This window comes from Bartonella sp. HY761, from assembly GCF_026743145.1.
Taxonomy (GTDB): Bacteria; Pseudomonadota; Alphaproteobacteria; order Rhizobiales; family Rhizobiaceae; genus HY038.
Map to the genome: position 1 here is coordinate 2,498,915 of NZ_CP104887.1, position 19,105 is coordinate 2,518,019.

Here is a 19,105-nt window from a genome sequence, read left to right on the forward strand (position 1 = left end):
CTTTTGCAATGTTCACTCAAAATAAAAGCCATATACCACTAAGAAACATATCTTTGAGGTATATGGCTCTATTTTAATCATATGGGTTTAGGGGCAAGACCTATTAATTTAAAGAAACAAGCCCAATAAACAGCAAAATATACAATTTTGATATAAAGAGACGGAAAGCAAAAAATGAGTGGTATACCCATTTGAGCTTTACGACAAAGTAGAGTACGGCTGTTTTTGTGTCCTTTTAAGATACAAGAAAATTTTCGCGATAACTTTATCAAAGAGCCTTGAAAATACTTATATTTCTCAGCCGCTCTTCTCTTGTTCTCTCAAAAATTTCCTCATACCATTTCATTTAAATTAACGAGTTCTGCCCCTAATTTCATGTAAGAATTATCAGCTTAGTTTTGGATGTTGATCAATCAATTCCTGACGCTTTTCTTCCAATTCTGCGATTTTATCATCAATTGCACTGATGCTCTCTTCAACTTTATCAAAGTGCTCTTGTTTTTTATCCTCAAGACCAGATATTTTGTCATCAATAGCATTGATATTTTCCTCGGCCTTTTCAAAATGTTCTTGCTTTTTATCTTCAAGACCAGAAATCTTATCCTCAATCGCGTTTACATTTTCTTCAATACGATCAAAATGCTCGGCCAAAACTTGTTTAGCTTCAGAACGAGACGAGGCGACTGGTATCGCATCCATCAATGGCTGATTAGCTGTTTCATGCACTTTCATACCAACCACTAAGCCGATTACGGCAACAACCATTAGATAGAATGCAGGCATATAAAGATTGCCTGTTTGAGCAACAAGATAAGCTGCTAAAGGCGGTGTAATACCAGCAACCATAACTGAAATATTAAACGATATAGCTAGCGTCCTAAACCGTACTTCAGTTGGAAACAATGCGGGCAAAACAGATGCCATGACACCAATAAAACAACAAAGAATAAGCGCGAGAATAGTAAAGCCCAATGCTATAAATAATACATTATGATGTTGGATTAGCCAAAAACTTGGCACAGCTAGTATAAGCAATGCTAAAGCACCACCAACGAGGAAAGGCTTACGTCCAATTTTATCGCTTAAGAACCCTACCAATGGCTGAATAAACAACATAAAAGCCATTACAATTATGATAATCAACATGCTATGATCGTAATTATAATGCAAACTTACCTCAAGATAATTGGGCATATAGGTAAGCAACATATAATAAGTAGTATTGGTAACAATCACAATGCCACAGCTCAAAACGATGTTGAGCCAATTATCCATAAAAATCTTTTTGACTGATGTTGCATTATCGCGGTCAGATTCTTCCAAATTTTGGAAAGTTGGGCTTTCATCAAGAGATTTACGTAAATAAAGGCCGATAAAACCCAAAGGTAGAGACAACAGAAATGGAATGCGCCACCCCCAGCTTTCCAAGTTTTCAGTGCCTAGCACTGCCGACAAGAGTGAAACGGTACCAGCCCCAGCCAAAAAGCCAACAATTGAACCAAAATCCAACCAACTTGCTAAAAAACCACGTTTTTTATCGGGAGAATATTCAGAAACGAACACAACCGCACCTGAATATTCACCGCCAACTGAAAGCCCTTGAATAATCTTTGCAAGTAGTAATAAAAACGGCGCAAATAGGCCAATTTTTTCATAAGATGGTATGATGCCAATACAAAAAGTACTAGCCGACATCATGATAATAGTAAAAGAAAGAATAGATTTGCGGCCAATCTTATCGCCCAAAATACCGAAAATTGCGCCACCTAATGGTCGAAACAGGAAAGGCACAGAAAAGAGCATTAAGGTAAAAATTAGCTGCATGGTGGGCGATGCGTCGGCAAAGAACACCTTACCAATAATAACGGTTAAAAACCCATAAACACTAAAATCAAACCACTCAACTGCATTGCCAAGTCCTGTCGCCGAAATAACCTTTTTCAATTCACTATTACTAACAATAGGAATATCATCAACCTTTAACGGTTGTTGCTCTGCTTGAGACATATCTTACTCTCTATTTTAATTACATTAAAGTGGAGTTAAAGGGAGACGCAAAAATGCAAAGTATAAGAATATAAATTCTTAAAAATGCCTACAAAATAACAAGTATTGTCAAATAGACAAATTCCCTAAGTTTCACAAATAAGCCATCTTTATAACACATTAATTTCAAAATTTCAAGTTTTTTAATTTTTTTATAAAATTATACGAAAACAGGGCTATAAGTCAGTTTCCAATATTAATTTTAATATAATTATTAAAACTCTAGCAAATTTTTAATCCGCCATATATTTATGCCGTTGTAAAAAATAAAACGCCATATATTGCATTTTCAAAGATATTTATTTTCGATTAGTTTAATATTTTCAATTCGTTTGATATTTTCAATTAGTGTGAAAAATGCAAAAGTCTAGGGACATTGCAAATAAATCCAATAATAATGTCAGAATAACATATTTGATAAATATCAATGTTTTGCAATAATAAATTACAATATTATATTTAATTATTTTAATATAATACTAAACTTATTTATATTTACTTTAACTTCAATAATGCGTTCTTATTTTAATATCACAATGAGAAAGTTAATTTTAAGTCTTAGCAACTTAACCATTAAATATTTTGCAATAACGGATATAAATATATGTTTATATTAGTGTGTAACTTTAATATAAAGGCTATAAAATGTTTATGGCTATGAATGCTTTAAAACGAAATATAAAAGTATTAGCCCAAACCCTGTTTAATAATTGTTAAAAAACACAAAAGTAATGAAAAATTCCACTTACTTTTGTGTTTTACTTGGGGCATGCAAATTAATCTTCGTTGGTTAGTTGTACGCCGTGATTATTATGCATCAAGGTAATCATATCAAACGCAATTTTCTGTAATTCCGTGTCAGACAAGGAAATTTGCGACCGAAGCTCCAATAGATGGTCTTTTTCGTCTGATGACGATGTTAGCAAACTAGAAAAATAAGCTTTTGTGTAATAGGAGTTAGCTTTTGCTTCATCAATTACCGCATCAAGATTGATAGGGCTTTCTAAATGATCTATCAGCGATTTTTTGTAATAATCACCAAGATCCGAATTATAGATCAAATCTACAATTTCTTCTTTCTGTTCACTGCTTATGTGATGAGAGCTTTTAGCTTCATGAATTTTTGAACGCAACAAAGGAATTATAAAAAAGGCGGAGTCGAAGTTGTAAGTGTCTATATCCTTCGCGTAATCGATAAGACCATTATTTGTCTCATTCACGCTAACACCATCTGACGAAGCAATATGTTGCTCCCAAAAATCCTTGCTTTGCTGCGAAGTTATATTTTTGAAAATCGATATACCCATGATCTGTATCCACCCTATTAGCTAAACAGCAATAAATAATTTGCAAAATGCTAAATTAGAACGATCGACACCGATTTGAGTTCCATAAAAAAATTATTTTATTAATTATATTTGTATTAAAAAATAAAAGTTCGATACCGCGATTTACCCTGTACCTTTGCGTAAAATATGAATAAGCAGCATAGAAACTAAAATGGGCGTTGCCTACAGGTAACGCCCATTTTAAAATTCTCAAAAAAGTAGTTTTTCAAACCCATAAATAAAATAAATCTGAAGATTAGCGAAAAAATTAACTCTTCAAAAAATCTGCAGGATCAAAATCATAATGAGTAGAGCAAAACTCGCAGGTGACGGATATTTTACCATCTTCGGTGCTATCGGCAATTTCTTCCGCACTCAAAGTACTTAATACATCATAAATCTTCTCGCGTGAGCATGAGCAATCATCAATAATAGTTGTTGCCTCAAATACGCGCACCCCTTGTTCATGGAACAAGCGATACAACAAACGCTCTGAAGGAACATCAGGATCGGTCAATTCATCACTTTCAACCGTATTGACCAAAGCTTCCACTTCTTCCCAATGGGCTTCTTGATGCTTCTTTTGTTCTCCTGCATCTTCCCCCATCTGCAAAGTAGATTGCGGCAAGAACTGCACCAACAAACCACCAGCGCGCAATGACACACGTGCTTTACCATTGCTGTCACGGTCATGCAACTCGGCAACGGCAAGGCGCACTTGCGTTGGAATTTGCTCTGATTGCCTAAAATAATTCACTGCAATTTCTTGCAAATTAGAACCATCAAGCGCAACAATACCTTGATAAAGCTGCATATTTGCACCTTGATCAACAGTTAGAGCCATGGTGCCCTGCCCCAACAGCTCTTCAGGCGAGGTTTTATTTGCGGCAATTGCATCATTTAGCGCATCTTCATCAAAGCGGGCATAGGCTCGCAAATTAGCTGGCGTTGTATAATCGCAGACCAAAAGGTTAACAGGCCCGTTAGAGCTTGTCTGCACAATTAACTTACCTTGAAATTTTAGTGAGCTACCAAGTAAAATAGTAAGCACCATAACTTCGGCCAATAGTTTTGAAACTACTGAAGGGTAGTTATGACGATCAAGAATGGAATTAAGCGAGGCGCCCAGTTGCACAGCCCGACCGCGTGCATCAAGGCGTTCAACCTCAAAAGGCACGACTGCATCATCGCCGGCAAAAACATAATCGCCTATTCTTACTTCTTCATCTCTAAATTCTGACTTTTGTGTCAACTTATGACTCCATACACCATTTTATAATGGCTTTTTGTGCGTGCAAACGGTTTTCTGCTTCGTCAAAAACAACAGAATGAGGACCGTCAATCACACCATCAACGACTTCTTCACCACGATGGGCTGGCAAACAATGCATAAATAATGCATCAGGTTTGGCAAGCGCCATCAAAGCTTCATTGACTTGATAAGGCATGAAGATTTCATTTTCACGAGCACGAAATTCTTGCCCCATGGAAACCCAAGTATCGGTTACGATGCAATCTGCATCTGTTGCCGCTTTTTGTGCATCTCTTGTCAACTCAATATCGCAGCCGCGCTCCAAGGCCCAATCCACAAATTTTTGCTGTGGTTCGCTTCCCTCTGGCGTTGCTATGCGCAGCTTGAATTTAAGAAGTGTTGCCGCTTCAATCAAGGAGTGAAGAACATTATTACCATCGCCCATCCAAGCAAAGGTCTTCCCTTCTACTGGGCCACGATGTTCTTCAAAGGTCATGATATCAGCCAGAATCTGGCAAGGATGGGTATCATCAGTCAAGCCATTAATAACCGGAACGCCTGCATATTGAGCCATTTCCAGCATACGATCATGTGTCGTTGTGCGGATCATGATGATATCAACAAAACGTGAAATAACTTGCGCTGTATCTGCAATGGTTTCACTATGGCCTAACTGCATTTCAGAACCGGTTAACATCAAAGTCTCACCGCCCAATTGCCGCATGCCAACATCAAAAGAAATTCGGGTACGCGTTGACGGCTTTTCAAAAATCATTGCCAAAACTTTTTCTGCTAAAGGTTTTGTACGGCGGCCTGCCTTTAATTCAGCCTTCATAAATTTGGCATCATCTAAAATAGCGCGTAAACCCTCCCCGGAAAAAGCGGAAAGATCGGTAAAGCTACGAGTATTATCAACCATTTTTTATTAATTTCCCTGAATTTTTGATTATTTTAGATGATTAAGGGCTGCTTCAACCCGTTGTAACGCATCGCGTATTTCTTCAGCCGTAACATTTAGTGGTGGCAAGAAACGTACAATATTACCACCAGCACCAACGGTTAATAATTTTTCTTGGCGTAATGCAGCGATAAGATCCGTATTAGGGATCACGCAATGTAAACCAGTCAATAGACCTTTACCACGCACATCATCAACAATATGAGGATAGGTATCAATTATGGCAACTAGACCTTGCTTTAATTCATTAGCCATAAGATTAACATGATCAAGAAAGCCCGGACTCAATATAATATCAAGCACTGCATTGCCGGCCGCCATAGCGAGTGGATTACCACCAAAGGTCGAGCCGTGACTACCTGCTGTCATTCCCTTTGCCGCTTCGCTAGTTGCAAGACAAGCCCCAACCGGAAAACCACCACCAATACCTTTGGCAATTGCCATAATATCAGGTGTAACACCTGTCCACTCATAAGCAAATAATTTACCCGTTCGACCAATGCCACATTGCACTTCATCAAAGATAAGCATTAAACCGTGTTCATCACATAATACCCGCAACATCTGCATTGTTTCATTGGGCACAGGACGCACACCGCCCTCACCCTGCACCGGCTCAATTAAAATAGCGGCGGTTTCATGATTGATAGCTGCTTTAAGTGCGTCATTATCACTAAATGGCACTTGATCAAAACCCTGCGCCTTTGGCCCAAAACCCTCAAGATATTTTTCTTGCCCACCAGCAGCTAGGGTTGCTAGGGTGCGACCATGAAAAGCCCCTTCAAAAGTAATAATGCGATAACGCTCTGGATTACCGTTAACGTAATGATAGCGCCGTGCAGTTTTAATCGCACATTCAATCGCTTCAGCACCTGAATTGGCAAAAAATACCTTTTCAGCAAAGCTTGCATTGCAAAGACGCTGTGCTAATTTTTCCTGCAATGGATTTTCAAACAAATTGGAAAGATGCCAAACCTTTTCAATCTGCCGTTTCATAGTTTCAACCAAATGGGGATGATTATGACCAAGAGCGTTAACCGCCACACCAGACGTAAAGTCTAAATATCGATCGCCTTCTTGCGTATAGAGCCATGGCCCTTCTCCTCGCTCAAAGCGCAAATTGATACGAGCAAATGTATCATAGAGCGGTGAGGCATCAGGCGTTTTCATATTTTTTAGTCTCCAACTGTTTAAAATTAATTATAATAGCGGTCTTGATCTTGACCTAAAAGAAAACTGACACATGTTAATAGATTGATAAATTGGGCAACCAATATCCATGTAATCGAGCGTTAAAATCACTATTGTGCCCGATAGATAAAATGTCAATCAGGCTTTAAAAAAAGGAGGAGAGAAGTTAGAACTTTTTTGATTTTTCCATAAAATATGATCAAGATGCACCTTACAGAACACAAATTTTAGTAAACATCATAGGTTGCGTGCTAAAATATAATTGATAAATTTTCATCTAATCAGTTTTATTTTTGGGAACATATCAAAACTCAGTTAATTATAAAAAGTGCTACAGCCGCAATAATATCTAATATCGCAATATAAATATGATAATTTTATTGATGCGATACGCCTATCTTTTTATAAATCAACTTCATAATTTTACAGAGATTTTATGCTGTAGCGCTAATTTAAATCCTGTAAATGCAAATTGACGATTGCAAAATAAGGGATGAACCCCTATTTAAAGTTCACTTAGTAAACAAAAAGCACTTTTTCAATTTCAAAAACTAAAAAGCTTTGATAGTGAGGGAGCAAATATTTGTTTTAAGATGTTTTTAAACTGCTAATTTTGGGTAAAGATGCAAATGTATAATCAATTTGTTATGTTTTGCGCATTTGATATGTATCAACATGACAATAATTTGTGGCAAAGTCTATCAAACTTGACCAAAACCAAATGAAAGCTGTGAGATATAAACAAGACATCTTGCCTTGAAGTCCTACAATATGTAGCTTAAGATTAATATAACCACATATAGTGGTGCATTTGGATTACTTACATAACATATGGTTAGCACGATAAATCAAACTTGGAGCACCGCCCAATTTGGGGATTTTATTTTGTTTAACATTCAATATGCGGATAAGTTTAATTGAAAATGCACGAAAGAGATAATGGAGTCCTGGTATGAACTGGACAGATGAGCGTGTCGAGCTTTTAACTAAGCTTTGGGCCGAAGGTTTAAGCGCAAGCCAAATTGCTGCGCAACTTGGTGGCGTAAGCCGTAATGCTGTTATTGGTAAGGTACACCGCCTGAAATTGTCGGGCAGAGGTAAAACGACCAAGGCGCAACCACGTGCACCTAAGGCTACAACACAAACCAGTGCACCAGCCGTTGAAGAAACAGTAAAGCAAACAGCTTCAAGTTCTGCACCACGCGTTGCTCGCCCTGTGGCTGAAAAGTCAACGCCGCGAGTTGAACCAATCGCAAGCGATGCACGCCCTCGCAAAATGGAAGCTGCATCAACTATGCGTGCAGCGCCACAAGCTGAGCGCGAACCACGTCCGCAAACGACGTTTTCAACAAGTAGCGTCAAGGTCGATTTTGCTGCTAATGCTGCCGCCGATTTTGATGCGTCATTAACTGACAGCAAAGTTGTGCCCATGAAGCGCAATTTAACGCTTTTGCAATTGACTGAAAGCACATGTAAATGGCCAATTGGCGATCCGCTTAATGAAGACTTCCATTTTTGTGGTGCAGATTCTGGTGAATCTAGTCCTTATTGCAGCTTTCATTCTAAAATTGCTTTTCAACCAATTTCGGACCGCCGCCGCGTTCGCGCCTAGCGTCAGACCATAGTAATTTAGAACATAAAGAAATAATTTAAATGAAAGCGAAAGGTTGCAATGCACCTTTCGCTTTTTGCTTTTGTTCTTTTACCTAAGATTTAAACAACACTTTATTGCCAATAAACTAAATTAAAAGCGGTTTGACAGTTTATCCTTGTAGCAATTATGATAAACGCCATATTTAAGGGAATAGAGTCAAATAGGATTGCAAAAAAATGATGGTGAATAAATCATGTCAAAAATAAAGGCTTTCATCATTCATTTAGAACGCGCCAAAGAGCGTCAAGCCCAGGTTGAAGCATTAATCGCTTCTTTGCCTTTTACCAGTGAAATCACTGCTGCAATTGACGCCAATGCACTTAATCAAAGCGTGATTGATAGTCATTACAAGGCGAAGATCCACCAACCCTTTTATCCATTTACTTTATCACGCACTGAAATTGCATGTTTTTTATCGCATCGTAAAGCATGGCAAGAAATTGTTGACCAAGATATAAACGGCGCTTTTGTTTTTGAAGATGACATCACTTTAACCAAAGACTTTGAATTAAGCTTTGCAACCGCTTTACCTTTTATGAATGAGGATACTTATATCCGCTTTCCCTTTCGTGAACGCGAAACCGGCAAAATACTTGCACAAAATCAAAATCACCGGTTGATTGAACCCTGCCCTGTTGGGCTTGGTCAGGTTGCTCAATATATCGGCCGCAATTGCGCTCAAAAACTTTTAGACGCAACAATGCAATTTGATCGCCCCGTTGATACAACTGTCCAAATGTTTTGGCTAACAAATGTTAGGCCATTATCAATTTTGCCAGGCGGCGTTAGCGAAATTTCTGCCTCGCTTGGCGGGTCAACAGTGCAAAAGAAACCACGGTTTCTAGATAAATTACGCCGTGAAATCTTGCGCCCTCTTTACCGTAAGCACATAGCACGCCTATCTCGGCAAAGGAGTTTATAGATGGCCGTTCCTATTTTATTATATCATCATATAGATGAGCCTCCACCATCAGGTACACCATCGCGCAGCAATTATGTTAGCCCAAAAAACTTTGCGAAACAAATGGCTTGGCTTAATCGTCTTGGCATTAAAGGGCTATCGCTTAAGGATGCAATGCCTTATATTCTTGAGCAGAAAAAAGGCCGCATCGCCGTAATTACTTTTGATGATGGTTTTCTTTCAGTTTTTGAAAACGCTATGCCTATTCTTAATCAATATGGCTTTACTGCCACCAACTATGTTGTTGCAGATGAGATAGCCGGCCAAAATAATTGGGATAATCCAAAAGCCAAACGCGCAGCATGCATGGATATTGGTCAGGTAAAGCAATGGTTAAGCCATGGTCATGAAGTTGGCAGCCACACCTTAACCCATCCTCATTTGAGCCAATTATCAAGTGACATGGCTTTTACTGAAATCAATCAATCAAAACAAAAGCTAGAAACAGCCTTGAATATTAATCTATCAAGCTTCGCCTATCCTTATGGCGATGAAAATGACGAGATTCGCGACATTGTGCAGCAAGCCGGCTATAGCAATGCCGTTACGACACGGCGCGGACGCGCAAAAAGCCAAGATAATGCTTTTGAATTACCGCGCCACAGCGTGCGGCGTAATGATAGCGCTTTTCATTTCTTACTAAAATGCTTAATCCGTTGATTAAAATTTTAAAAAAAAGGTTGAGAATATCGCCAGTAGAATTATCTAGCCGCAAGGCTAAAAATAATATAGCCCTATTTAAAGTTTTATAAGCCCCAAACTTACACGCTAACTATTTTACAGAAGGCACGTCATGAATCTTGAAAACCCAGTAGATATTTTGCAAAAGCTAATTCAATGCCCATCTATTACCCCAAATGAGGGCGGTGCTTTATCTCTTTTGCAAAATATCGGTGAAGATCTTGGTTTTAAAGTAGAGCGACCAATTTTTAAGGCAGAAAATACACCTGATATTGAAAATCTTTATGCCCGCTTTGGAACAGGCGGACGGCATTTAATGTTTGCAGGACACACCGATGTTGTGCCAACAGGTGATGAACAATCATGGAGCCACCCACCTTTTGCTGCCGACATTGCAAATGACCTTCTTTATGGCCGTGGCGCGGTAGATATGAAAGGTGGTATTGCTTGTTTTCTTGCGGCTTTTGCACGTTTTTTAAACAAACAACCACTGGACAAGCCTTTCAATAATAGTGTCTCCTTGGTGATTACTGGTGATGAAGAAGGGCCTGCAATTAATGGCACAGTAAAACTGTTAGAATGGGCCAAAATAAAAGGAGAAACTTGGGATAGCGCGCTTGTTGGTGAACCAACAAACCCAAATTTTCTTGGTGAAATGATTAAAAATGGCCGGCGCGGTTCACTGTCTGGGGTTGTTAGCATTAATGGTCAGCAAGGCCATGTTGCCTATCCCCACCTTACCAATAATCCACTACCTTATCTGTTACAACTTGCCCATAGCCTAATTGCAATCCCACTAGATCAAGGCACTGCGCAATTTCAGCCAAGCAATTTAGAACTAACCACTATCGATACTGGTAATAACGCAACCAATATCATACCCGGTAAGGCAAGCTTCCGCTTTAATATACGTTATAATGATTGTTGGAATGTAGATAGCTTACAGGCAGAAATAATTAAGCGTCTAGAAAAAGCTGCAAGCCAATTTAAGAACGAAGAAAAACAAAACACTATAGCTTATAGTGTTAACTGGCTTGCTAATCCCGCCGATGTCTTTGTAACCCATGATGAAACACTAATCCATTCTTTGAATAAGGCCATTAAGGAAGTCACTGGAAGTGAAGCCAAACTTTCCACGTCTGGTGGCACATCAGATGCCCGCTTCATTAAAAATTATTGTCCAGTCGTTGAATTTGGTTTGGTTGGACAAACAATGCATAAAATTGATGAATGTGTAAGCATCCATGACCTTGAAAAGCTAACCCAAATTTATGAAAAATTTTTAGATGCATTTTTCGCATAGTGATGAGTAACGACGGCATGCTTTAGCATTCCTAAAAAATACATCATTGCTTAAAACCAAAGGATAGCCAATAAAAATGCTTGATATTGAAACTCTTAAAAAGCGCTTAATCAGCATTTTTAAAATTGGTATCGGCCAATATGAAAGACTTGACGAGCTTGACCTGACATCGCGCGGATTTTGGCTATCCTTCAAAGCTATTCTCGTTGCAATTCCTATTTTAATTATAGATGCAGCTATGAGCGCTCATTTTGACGAAAAGGGTCATGATCTTGCTGAGATTATCTTTGGTCAAAGTCTGATTTTGTTAACATCTTGGTTTTTGCCACTGCTCATTATTTTTGCTTTAGCAAACATGTTAAACTTTAAAAGCAAGCTTATTATATTCACTATTGCGTATAATTGGTTACAGGCATTTATTAATCTTTGTTCACTGCCTGTCTCAATTCTGCTTTTACTTATTCCTGAGGGGGCAGATATTCTGCTATTCCCTATCCTTTTCTTATTGATTTTTTTAATTTATATCAGCTTTCGTGTTTTTGATGCCGTATTACAAGAAAGCTTTGGCTTTACCATTGGCTTGTTTTTACTTTATTTTCTCACATCGGTTCTTGCTGAAATGATGATTATCCAATTATTCGGCTGGAATTCTTGAATTTTAATATCTGTCTCATCAATATAGTCTAAAATTAGGGTAGAACCGCAATGGGATTTTTTTGAAATTTCGCAATCGTTTTTCAAGTTTTGCAACATATTTCAATAGCCGTTTATTATCTTTAGTGCGTGCACTGATAGACCATCATGCTGGCTTTAATAAACGTTCTTCAATATCTAGGTAACTTAAACAATAGCTAAGAGCCTTGTTTGTAGCTGGCAAGATAGTCACAGCGGTAATGTATTCAACTCATACAATTGGCCTTAAAATTATTCTTTGCCCAACCGCCTTTTCTATACTGAAATAATTTGCTCTTTAATCTTGCTAGCATTTATGGCTTTATAAAATAGTTAGATCCTAAAGAGCAAAAATAGCTCAAATTAACATATTATTTTTGTTAATCCAGAATAAAAATAATATTTGCGACAAGGCCTTTTAAAGTAAAAATTGCCTAGTAATACTAGAGCTTGAATTATGGATATCTTTTAAGGCGCCGCTATAAATAATTTTGCCGCCTTTAGCGCCAGCCTCTGGGCCTAATTCAATAAGCCAGTCCGCTTGCTTGATAACACTTAAATTGTGCTCAGCAATAATCACTGAGTTACCGTCTTCGACAAGTTGATTAAACAGCTTGACCAGCTTTTTGACATCCTCCATATGCAGCCCTACGGTCGGTTCGTCAAGCACAAATAATGTGCCTTTTTTATTTAAATAGGAAGCCAATTTTAAACGCTGTAGCTCACCACCCGATAAGGTTGATAAAGCTTGATTTAAACGTATATAATCCAAACCAACTTTTTCTAATGCTTGTAACAAAACCACAAAAGGTTCATCACTAAAAAAGGCGATGCTTTCAGTCACGGACATGGCAATAACTTCGGCAATATTTTTACCTCTATATTTATATTTCAAGACCTTATCATTGTAACGGGCTCCATGACAACTTTCACAGACGGTTTTAATATCATCCATAAAAGACATATCCGTTACAATCACGCCCTTTCCCTTACAGATCGGGCAAGCACCTTTTGAATTGTAACTAAAATAGGCAAGGTCAACATCATTGGCCTGCGCAAAAAGTTTTCGAATATGGTCATTAATATCCATGTATGTAGATAAGGTCGAGCGAATGCTAATACCAATATGTTTTTGCGAAATAGCAATAACGGGCTGTGTAATATTGCGCAATAAAACATCCATTAATGAACTTTTTCCCGAACCTGCTACCCCGCAGATAACTGTCAAAACACCAAGAGGCATATCAACAGATAGGCCTTGAATATTATGAAAATTAATGTCTTTAAGCTCAATCCATTTTATTGGTGTACGCGCATTGGTTTTTATAGGCATGGTTTGCCGCAGCTCTTTACCCGTATAGGTATCAGCTTTCATTAAACCATCAATTGAGCCTTGATAGACAATTTGTCCGCCATTTTCCCCAGCACCTGGCCCCATATCAATAATATGTTCAGCAATTCGAATTAATGCGGGATTATGTTCGACCATCAAAATCGAATTACCACGTGATTTTAAATGAAACAACGATTTAGTAAGATTTTCAATGTCTTTTGGGTGTAAGCCAATGCTTGGTTCATCAAGGACATATAAAATATCTGATAAAGCGCTATTAATATGACGCGCAATTTTAACACGTTGTCCCTCCCCACCTGATAATGTGCCCGTCGCACGGCTAAGCGTTAAATAGCCCAAACCAATGTTGATCAATGCTGATAAACGGTTACGAATTTCAATTTTAATATCACCGGCAAGTGGGTGTTTAATTTCTTCGATGAAATCCAATAATTCAGTTAAAGGTAGCAAGCACATATCAGAAATACTAAGGCCGTTGATTTTACAACTTTGAATTTTTTCATTGACCCGCGTGCCGTGACATGCAGGGCACGTCTCTTCAACGACAAATTCATCAACACGTTTAGCGTGCCTTTTTCCTTCATCACTATTAATAATACTGCGCTCCATACGCGGTACAATCCCCTCAAATTTAGCTGTTACCGGCCATATTTCAGGAGGATTTTTTAGTTTAATTTGTGGTGAATACAAAAAAAGCTTTAACTCTTCGGGTGAATAATCACTGATCTTTTTATCTAGATCAAATAAACCACTATAGGCATAGCGTTTCCAACGCCATGCACCAGGGTGAAAGGTTGGGAAGTCTATTGCATCATCATTTAAAGATTTGTCGAAATCTACCAATTTATTAAGAATGATATTGCGATAGACGCCCAAACCATCACATTTTACGCACTTACCTTTTGGATGGTTAAAAGAAAATACATCAGAATAGCCTACAAATGGTTGCCCAATGCGAGAAAACAGCAACCGTAAAAACGTGTAAATATCAGTGTAGGTCCCTAAGGTGGAACGCGCATTATCACCCAATCTTTTTTGGTTAATAATAATAGTTACAGGTAAATTTTCAATGATATCAACATGAGGCCGTTCATATCGTGGTAAATACCGTTGCACAAAGCTTGGAAATGTCTCATTTAATTCACGCCTTGATTCAGCACCAATCGTATCAAAAACAAGCGATGATTTACCAGACCCTGACACACCAGTTATCACTGTTATCACATTTTTGGGTATTGTAACCGATACACCTTTTAGGTTGTTTTCTGTTGCGTTGACAACATTTATCAATCTTTTATCCATTTAAAATACCTTCAAGAATAACATTAACCAAAACAATGGGCCTTGCCGCAAATGTTATTCGTAATCTGTGTTAACGTAAAAAATATGAAAGCTTAAGACTATGCTTGCCTATTTTAAGGAGCCATAGTTGTTCACAAGATTAAAGATTTTTTTGATACGCCCTTACTGATAAAATTGTAAGCTGTAATTTGCAATGAAATGCTTAGTTTGTATAAAAAATCATCTCAAAAATATACATTTTTAAGAAGAACTTATTTTGATAATCAATGACTGATTTTGTTGGGTTTGATTTCATCAAAAGCATTTTTAAAATGACTATGTTTTTTCATGAATTTTATAGGTTTTGAAATTAAAACAAAATTATAGAACAATAATTATTCATAATAGGGCTGCCATTAGAAATTTCCAAGGCAGCCTCTATATTTCAATGCCTAATATTCTTTAATTTGGCTTAAAGCTAAAGAACAATGTTTCACCTGAGGCGTCTTTTAATCCATCATTATCCGTTATAGCAAAAGCATTACCATCAACATCAAAAGCGACCCCCTCAATCTTATCAAGAATATAGCCGTGATTTAACTGGGCTAGGTCATTTAAGAAATCATAGCTTAATTTTTTACTTAAAACTGGCGGCGTTTCACCAAGCGGAACTGTTTTTAATGATGCAATATCAGTTTTATAAAGTCTTTTGATCTTAGCATTTTCACCTATTTGATTATCACGCTCCAATATATAAAGCTGCCCTGATTGAATGGCGAGTTCTGAAACTCCAACCCAACCTTTTTCCACCTTTTCAAGTGGATAATGAGCGACCTGCCATGTTTTTTGCGATGGCGAATAGGCTAAAATCTTACTCATATTTTCGGGGTCATCTTTCCATGGCCGCTGGATAGCAAGCCAAATCCTCCGCCTTTCCCCCTCGCCCTCTACAGCGATACCTTCAAAACCATAACGGGTTGCATGCTCGACTAATTCCTTTGGTAGAGTTACTTTTTCTAAAATTTCACCCTTTGCGTTAACATGTAATAACGCATTATCAATTTCTTTTTCAGGATTACCTTCAGAAGCAAGATAAAAGCCCCCTTCACCATCCAGCGCAATCGCTTCCAAATCAAGTTTTGCAGCAGGTTTGTTATTTTCGTTAACAATAACCGCGTCAATGATTGTTGCAGGCTTAGTGGTTGCGTCTATGGTATAAATTGTCGGAGCGGCATTATAAAAAGAGTCGCTTACCGCATATAAAAGGCCGGGCTTTTCGCTTGAAGCCGCAAGCCCTGACAAAGCACCCCAACCAATAATATCTTTACCTTTGTCTTTGGAAACAAGCGTTGGATAATTCGCTTTTGCTTGTTGAAGTTCATAAATCATCACATGAGAGCGCGGTCCACCATCTTCACCAAGATCAGCCTCATTTGCAGTTACCAATAATTTACGAGACGGTATTGCAACTGCCGATTCTGGTGCAATGCCCGATGGCAAAACTTGTACAAACTCAGGTTCGGCACCTGTATCTTTATAGACACCAACTGCATTGCCGCGCTCTGCTAAAACAAATATATAATTAACATCGCCAAAGCGGGCAACTTCAAGGCCTTCTGGTTCCACCCCTTTTTTATCAGCGCGACTTTCTGGAAAATGCCCTGCACGGGCTAAAATATGCTCATAGGACGAACCACTTTCAAACAAAAGCTTGCCACTTTTATCAAAAACAGTAAAACCGCGTGAACCGCCCTTATAGTCGCCCTCATTGGCGATAATGATACGATCATCGTCCAGCCATTTTACCGCATCTGGTTCACGTAAAATTCCTGTCGCATTTTGAGAATAATCAAGACGACCATCTTTTTTCATATCTACATTCTCAAGATCTGCACTACCAGCCGAAAAATGCGAAAGAATTTTTCCACTTACGCCATCAACAATCACAATATGATTATTTTCCTGCAAGGTTACTGCCACTTCATTTTTGCTATTAAAGCTAACAAATTCAGGCTCCGGATCCTCTGGAGCAATGGTGGCAAGGCCGGTTAAGTCAATTCTTTTTAAACTAGAACAATCAACCACGCCATTTTTAATGCTACCAAGAATTAGAAAACCCGCGGGCATCTGCGGCAAAGCTCCATCATTTAAATCTTCGTCACGTTCATTTTCAATAGCAATAGCGAGTAGAGTTTTATCATGATTAACCGCGATTGAATCTGGTTGCCCACCAAGATCACATTTCGCCTCTATCGACTTTTTTTCGAAATCAATTGTCAATAATTCGCCTGACGGATCTTTAAAAGATTTTGAAGTATTGATTGCCGCAAGCACATTTTTACCGGCAAAAACAACAGATGTCGGCTCACCATCGGTTTTAACCAATCCTAAGGGCTGCGGCTTTTGGGGATCGGCTATATCGATAAATCCAATCGCACCTGATGGGCTATCCGAATAGACCAATACATTACCGTCTTCACTTGCCGATATAATCTCAGCTGAAGTCTTGGTGGCTTTATCAGCCTGATTGTGATGAACCGGAAAACTTGCAATCCGATTAAACACTTCTTCACTTTGGGCATAGCTTGTAGCCAAAAGCAAGGCAATGGCAGTAAATGATAAACGAAAACAAAACATGACTAACCCTTGATAACGTGGCTTTAGGAAATAAAACAATTGAAAAATCATTATTATTTCTATCAACAATTTTACTTATTTTATGCATCAACCATTGATGTTACATGCGCATGACAATGTCGCGAAGTTTTATTCCATAGAACTCGTTGTCGATAAAAGCACTTATTGTAAGCGCCAACTGCAATTGCTTATCTAACAACCCAACAGGATAGATTTTGCCAAAATATCGCTAAAATTTAATCATTTTAACGTCACGCTTTGTGTTTACCCTTGACTTTATTAGAATAACTCCAATAAAATCGGGTATAAGGACATATGCGACAAAAAAACACCTGTTTTATTGCTGCTATTGATGCCAAAGCACTAACACAATAAGCAATGTATGTTTGCTTTTATTAATCTATAATGACAACGCTATCATTGACGACCAAATTGTAGAAGATTTTCTCGCCGATTGCCGGGAGCTTTAAAAGATGGACTATAATAAGTTTTTCCAAGACTCAATTGACCAATTACATCAGGAAAAACGCTATCGTGTGTTTGCCGATATTGAAAGAATTGTTGGCGCATTTCCACGTGCACTCTGGCGCAATGGCGGCCAAAAGCGCGAAATTACAATTTGGTGTTCTAATGATTATCTAGGTATGGGGCAACACCCTAAAGTCATTGAAGCTATGTGTGCAACCGCCAGTAATACTGGCGCCGGCGCAGGTGGCACACGCAATATTTCTGGCAATAACCACCCTTTGGTAGAACTTGAAAACGAGCTTGCCGACCTTCACAATAAAGAAGCGGGTCTTGTCTTTACCTCAGGCTTTGTATCCAATGAAGCCGCTATTTCTACTATAGGGCGCCTTCTTCCCGATTGCCTTATCCTTTCTGACGAGCTTAACCATGCCTCGATGATTGAAGGGGTGCGTCGCTCAGGTGCAGAGAAAAAGATTTTTCGCCATAATGATTTAGAACATTTGGAAAGCTTGTTAAAAGCTGCAGGCAATGAACGTGCGAAACTTATTGCCTTTGAGTCGGTTTACTCCATGGATGGCGACATTGCACCAATTGAAGCAATTGCTGATCTTGCAGACAAATATAATGCGATGACCTATATTGATGAAGTTCATGCTGTTGGCATGTATGGCAAGCGCGGCGGCGGTATTACTGACCGAGACAATCTTTGCAACCGCATAGATATTATTGAAGGCACCTTAGCAAAAGCCTTTGGTGCGCTAGGTGGTTACATTACTGGTAATAAAGCAATTATTGATGCCGTTCGCTCTTATGCTCCAGGCTTTATTTTCACGACAGCTCTACCACCAGCAATTGCGGCAGCAGCAACGGCGGCTATTCGTCATTTAAAAACATCACAAGTTGAGCGTGACATGCAACAACGCCAAGCGCAGCAAGCTAAGGATGTTTTGGGCGAAGCTGGCTTTCCTGTTATGCCATCAGAAACCCACATAGTGCCAATTTTGGTTGGCAATCCTGATCTTTGCAAAAAGGCAACTGACCGCTTGTTAGAAAAGCACAATATTTATATTCAGCCAATCAATTACCCAACAGTACCTCGCGGCACTGAGCGTTTACGCATTACGCCAACACCTTATCATAGCGATGCATTGATTGAGGACCTAAAGGAAGCTTTAATTGAGACTTGGACTGCGCTGGGCATTCCATTTAAGGCGGTAGATGCACCACAAAATAGTGACGAGCAAACAAAAAATGCCCGTATTATTCCGCTCGCTTTATCACAAGCTGGCGGTTAAAATATTTTAAATTTCTTTTATCCA

Annotated in this window: 13 protein-coding genes; 6 read left to right on the top strand and 7 right to left on the bottom strand. The window is 38.6% G+C overall.

Annotation, left to right across the window (positions count from 1 at the left end; translation table 11 throughout):
* Positions 1-387 precede the first annotated feature (387 nt).
* The 5 genes from proP to N6A79_RS10870 form a co-directional block, all read right to left on the bottom strand.
* A complete protein-coding gene (gene proP, locus N6A79_RS10850) occupies positions 388-2,007 on the bottom strand; it encodes a glycine betaine/L-proline transporter ProP (RefSeq protein ID WP_268545952.1) in 1,620 nt (539 codons plus the stop codon).
* 815 nt (positions 2,008-2,822) lie between these two features.
* Positions 2,823-3,353: a DUF533 domain-containing protein gene (locus N6A79_RS10855; RefSeq protein WP_268545953.1), complete on the bottom strand. Its 531-nt coding sequence runs from the start codon at positions 3,351-3,353 to the stop codon at positions 2,823-2,825.
* 289 nt (positions 3,354-3,642) lie between these two features.
* Complete coding sequence (locus N6A79_RS10860) at positions 3,643-4,626, bottom strand: Hsp33 family molecular chaperone (RefSeq protein ID WP_182417644.1); 984 nt, start codon at positions 4,624-4,626, stop codon at positions 3,643-3,645.
* 1 nt (position 4,627) lies between these two features.
* Positions 4,628-5,545, bottom strand: coding sequence for an ornithine carbamoyltransferase (gene argF / locus N6A79_RS10865; protein ID WP_262078590.1), 918 nt, complete (start codon positions 5,543-5,545; stop codon positions 4,628-4,630).
* A gap of 27 nt (positions 5,546-5,572) precedes the next feature.
* A complete protein-coding gene (locus tag N6A79_RS10870) occupies positions 5,573-6,754 on the bottom strand; it encodes an aspartate aminotransferase family protein (protein WP_268545954.1) in 1,182 nt (393 codons plus the stop codon).
* A gap of 973 nt (positions 6,755-7,727) precedes the next feature.
* On the opposite strand from N6A79_RS10870, the gene N6A79_RS10875 reads away from it, so the two are divergent.
* The 5 genes from N6A79_RS10875 (at position 7,728) to N6A79_RS10895 (ending at position 12,029) form a co-directional block, all read left to right on the top strand.
* Complete coding sequence (locus tag N6A79_RS10875) at positions 7,728-8,387, top strand: GcrA family cell cycle regulator (RefSeq protein ID WP_182417647.1); 660 nt, start codon at positions 7,728-7,730, stop codon at positions 8,385-8,387.
* Between the two features lie 235 nt (positions 8,388-8,622).
* Positions 8,623-9,351, top strand: coding sequence for a glycosyltransferase family 25 protein (locus tag N6A79_RS10880; RefSeq protein ID WP_268545955.1), 729 nt, complete (start codon positions 8,623-8,625; stop codon positions 9,349-9,351).
* The gene (locus tag N6A79_RS10885; protein ID WP_268545956.1) at positions 9,352-10,050 is read left to right on the top strand and encodes a polysaccharide deacetylase family protein; all 699 of its coding nucleotides are present in this window, start codon (positions 9,352-9,354) and stop codon (positions 10,048-10,050) included. It abuts the gene before it with no gap.
* Between the two features lie 133 nt (positions 10,051-10,183).
* Positions 10,184-11,374: a succinyl-diaminopimelate desuccinylase gene (gene dapE, locus N6A79_RS10890; protein ID WP_268545957.1), complete on the top strand. Its 1,191-nt coding sequence runs from the start codon at positions 10,184-10,186 to the stop codon at positions 11,372-11,374.
* Positions 11,375-11,450: 76 nt separating this feature from the next.
* Complete coding sequence (locus N6A79_RS10895; RefSeq protein ID WP_268545958.1) at positions 11,451-12,029, top strand: hypothetical protein; 579 nt, start codon at positions 11,451-11,453, stop codon at positions 12,027-12,029.
* A gap of 435 nt (positions 12,030-12,464) precedes the next feature.
* Here N6A79_RS10895 and N6A79_RS10900 read toward each other — a convergent pair whose 3' ends face one another.
* Together N6A79_RS10900 and N6A79_RS10905 are read right to left on the bottom strand one after the other, a co-directional pair.
* Positions 12,465-14,702, bottom strand: a complete 2,238-nt coding sequence (locus tag N6A79_RS10900) for an excinuclease ABC subunit UvrA (protein ID WP_268545959.1) — start codon at positions 14,700-14,702, stop codon at positions 12,465-12,467.
* Positions 14,703-15,143: 441 nt separating this feature from the next.
* Positions 15,144-17,318 carry an esterase-like activity of phytase family protein gene (locus N6A79_RS10905; protein WP_268545960.1) on the bottom strand — a complete coding sequence of 725 codons (2,175 nt, stop codon included), beginning with the start codon at positions 17,316-17,318 and terminating at the stop codon, positions 15,144-15,146.
* A 473-nt stretch (positions 17,319-17,791) separates the two neighbouring features.
* Here N6A79_RS10905 and hemA point away from each other — a divergent pair, with 473 nt between their 5' ends.
* Complete coding sequence (hemA, locus tag N6A79_RS10910; RefSeq protein WP_262078605.1) at positions 17,792-19,081, top strand: 5-aminolevulinate synthase; 1,290 nt, start codon at positions 17,792-17,794, stop codon at positions 19,079-19,081.
* Positions 19,082-19,105: the final 24 nt, after the last annotated feature.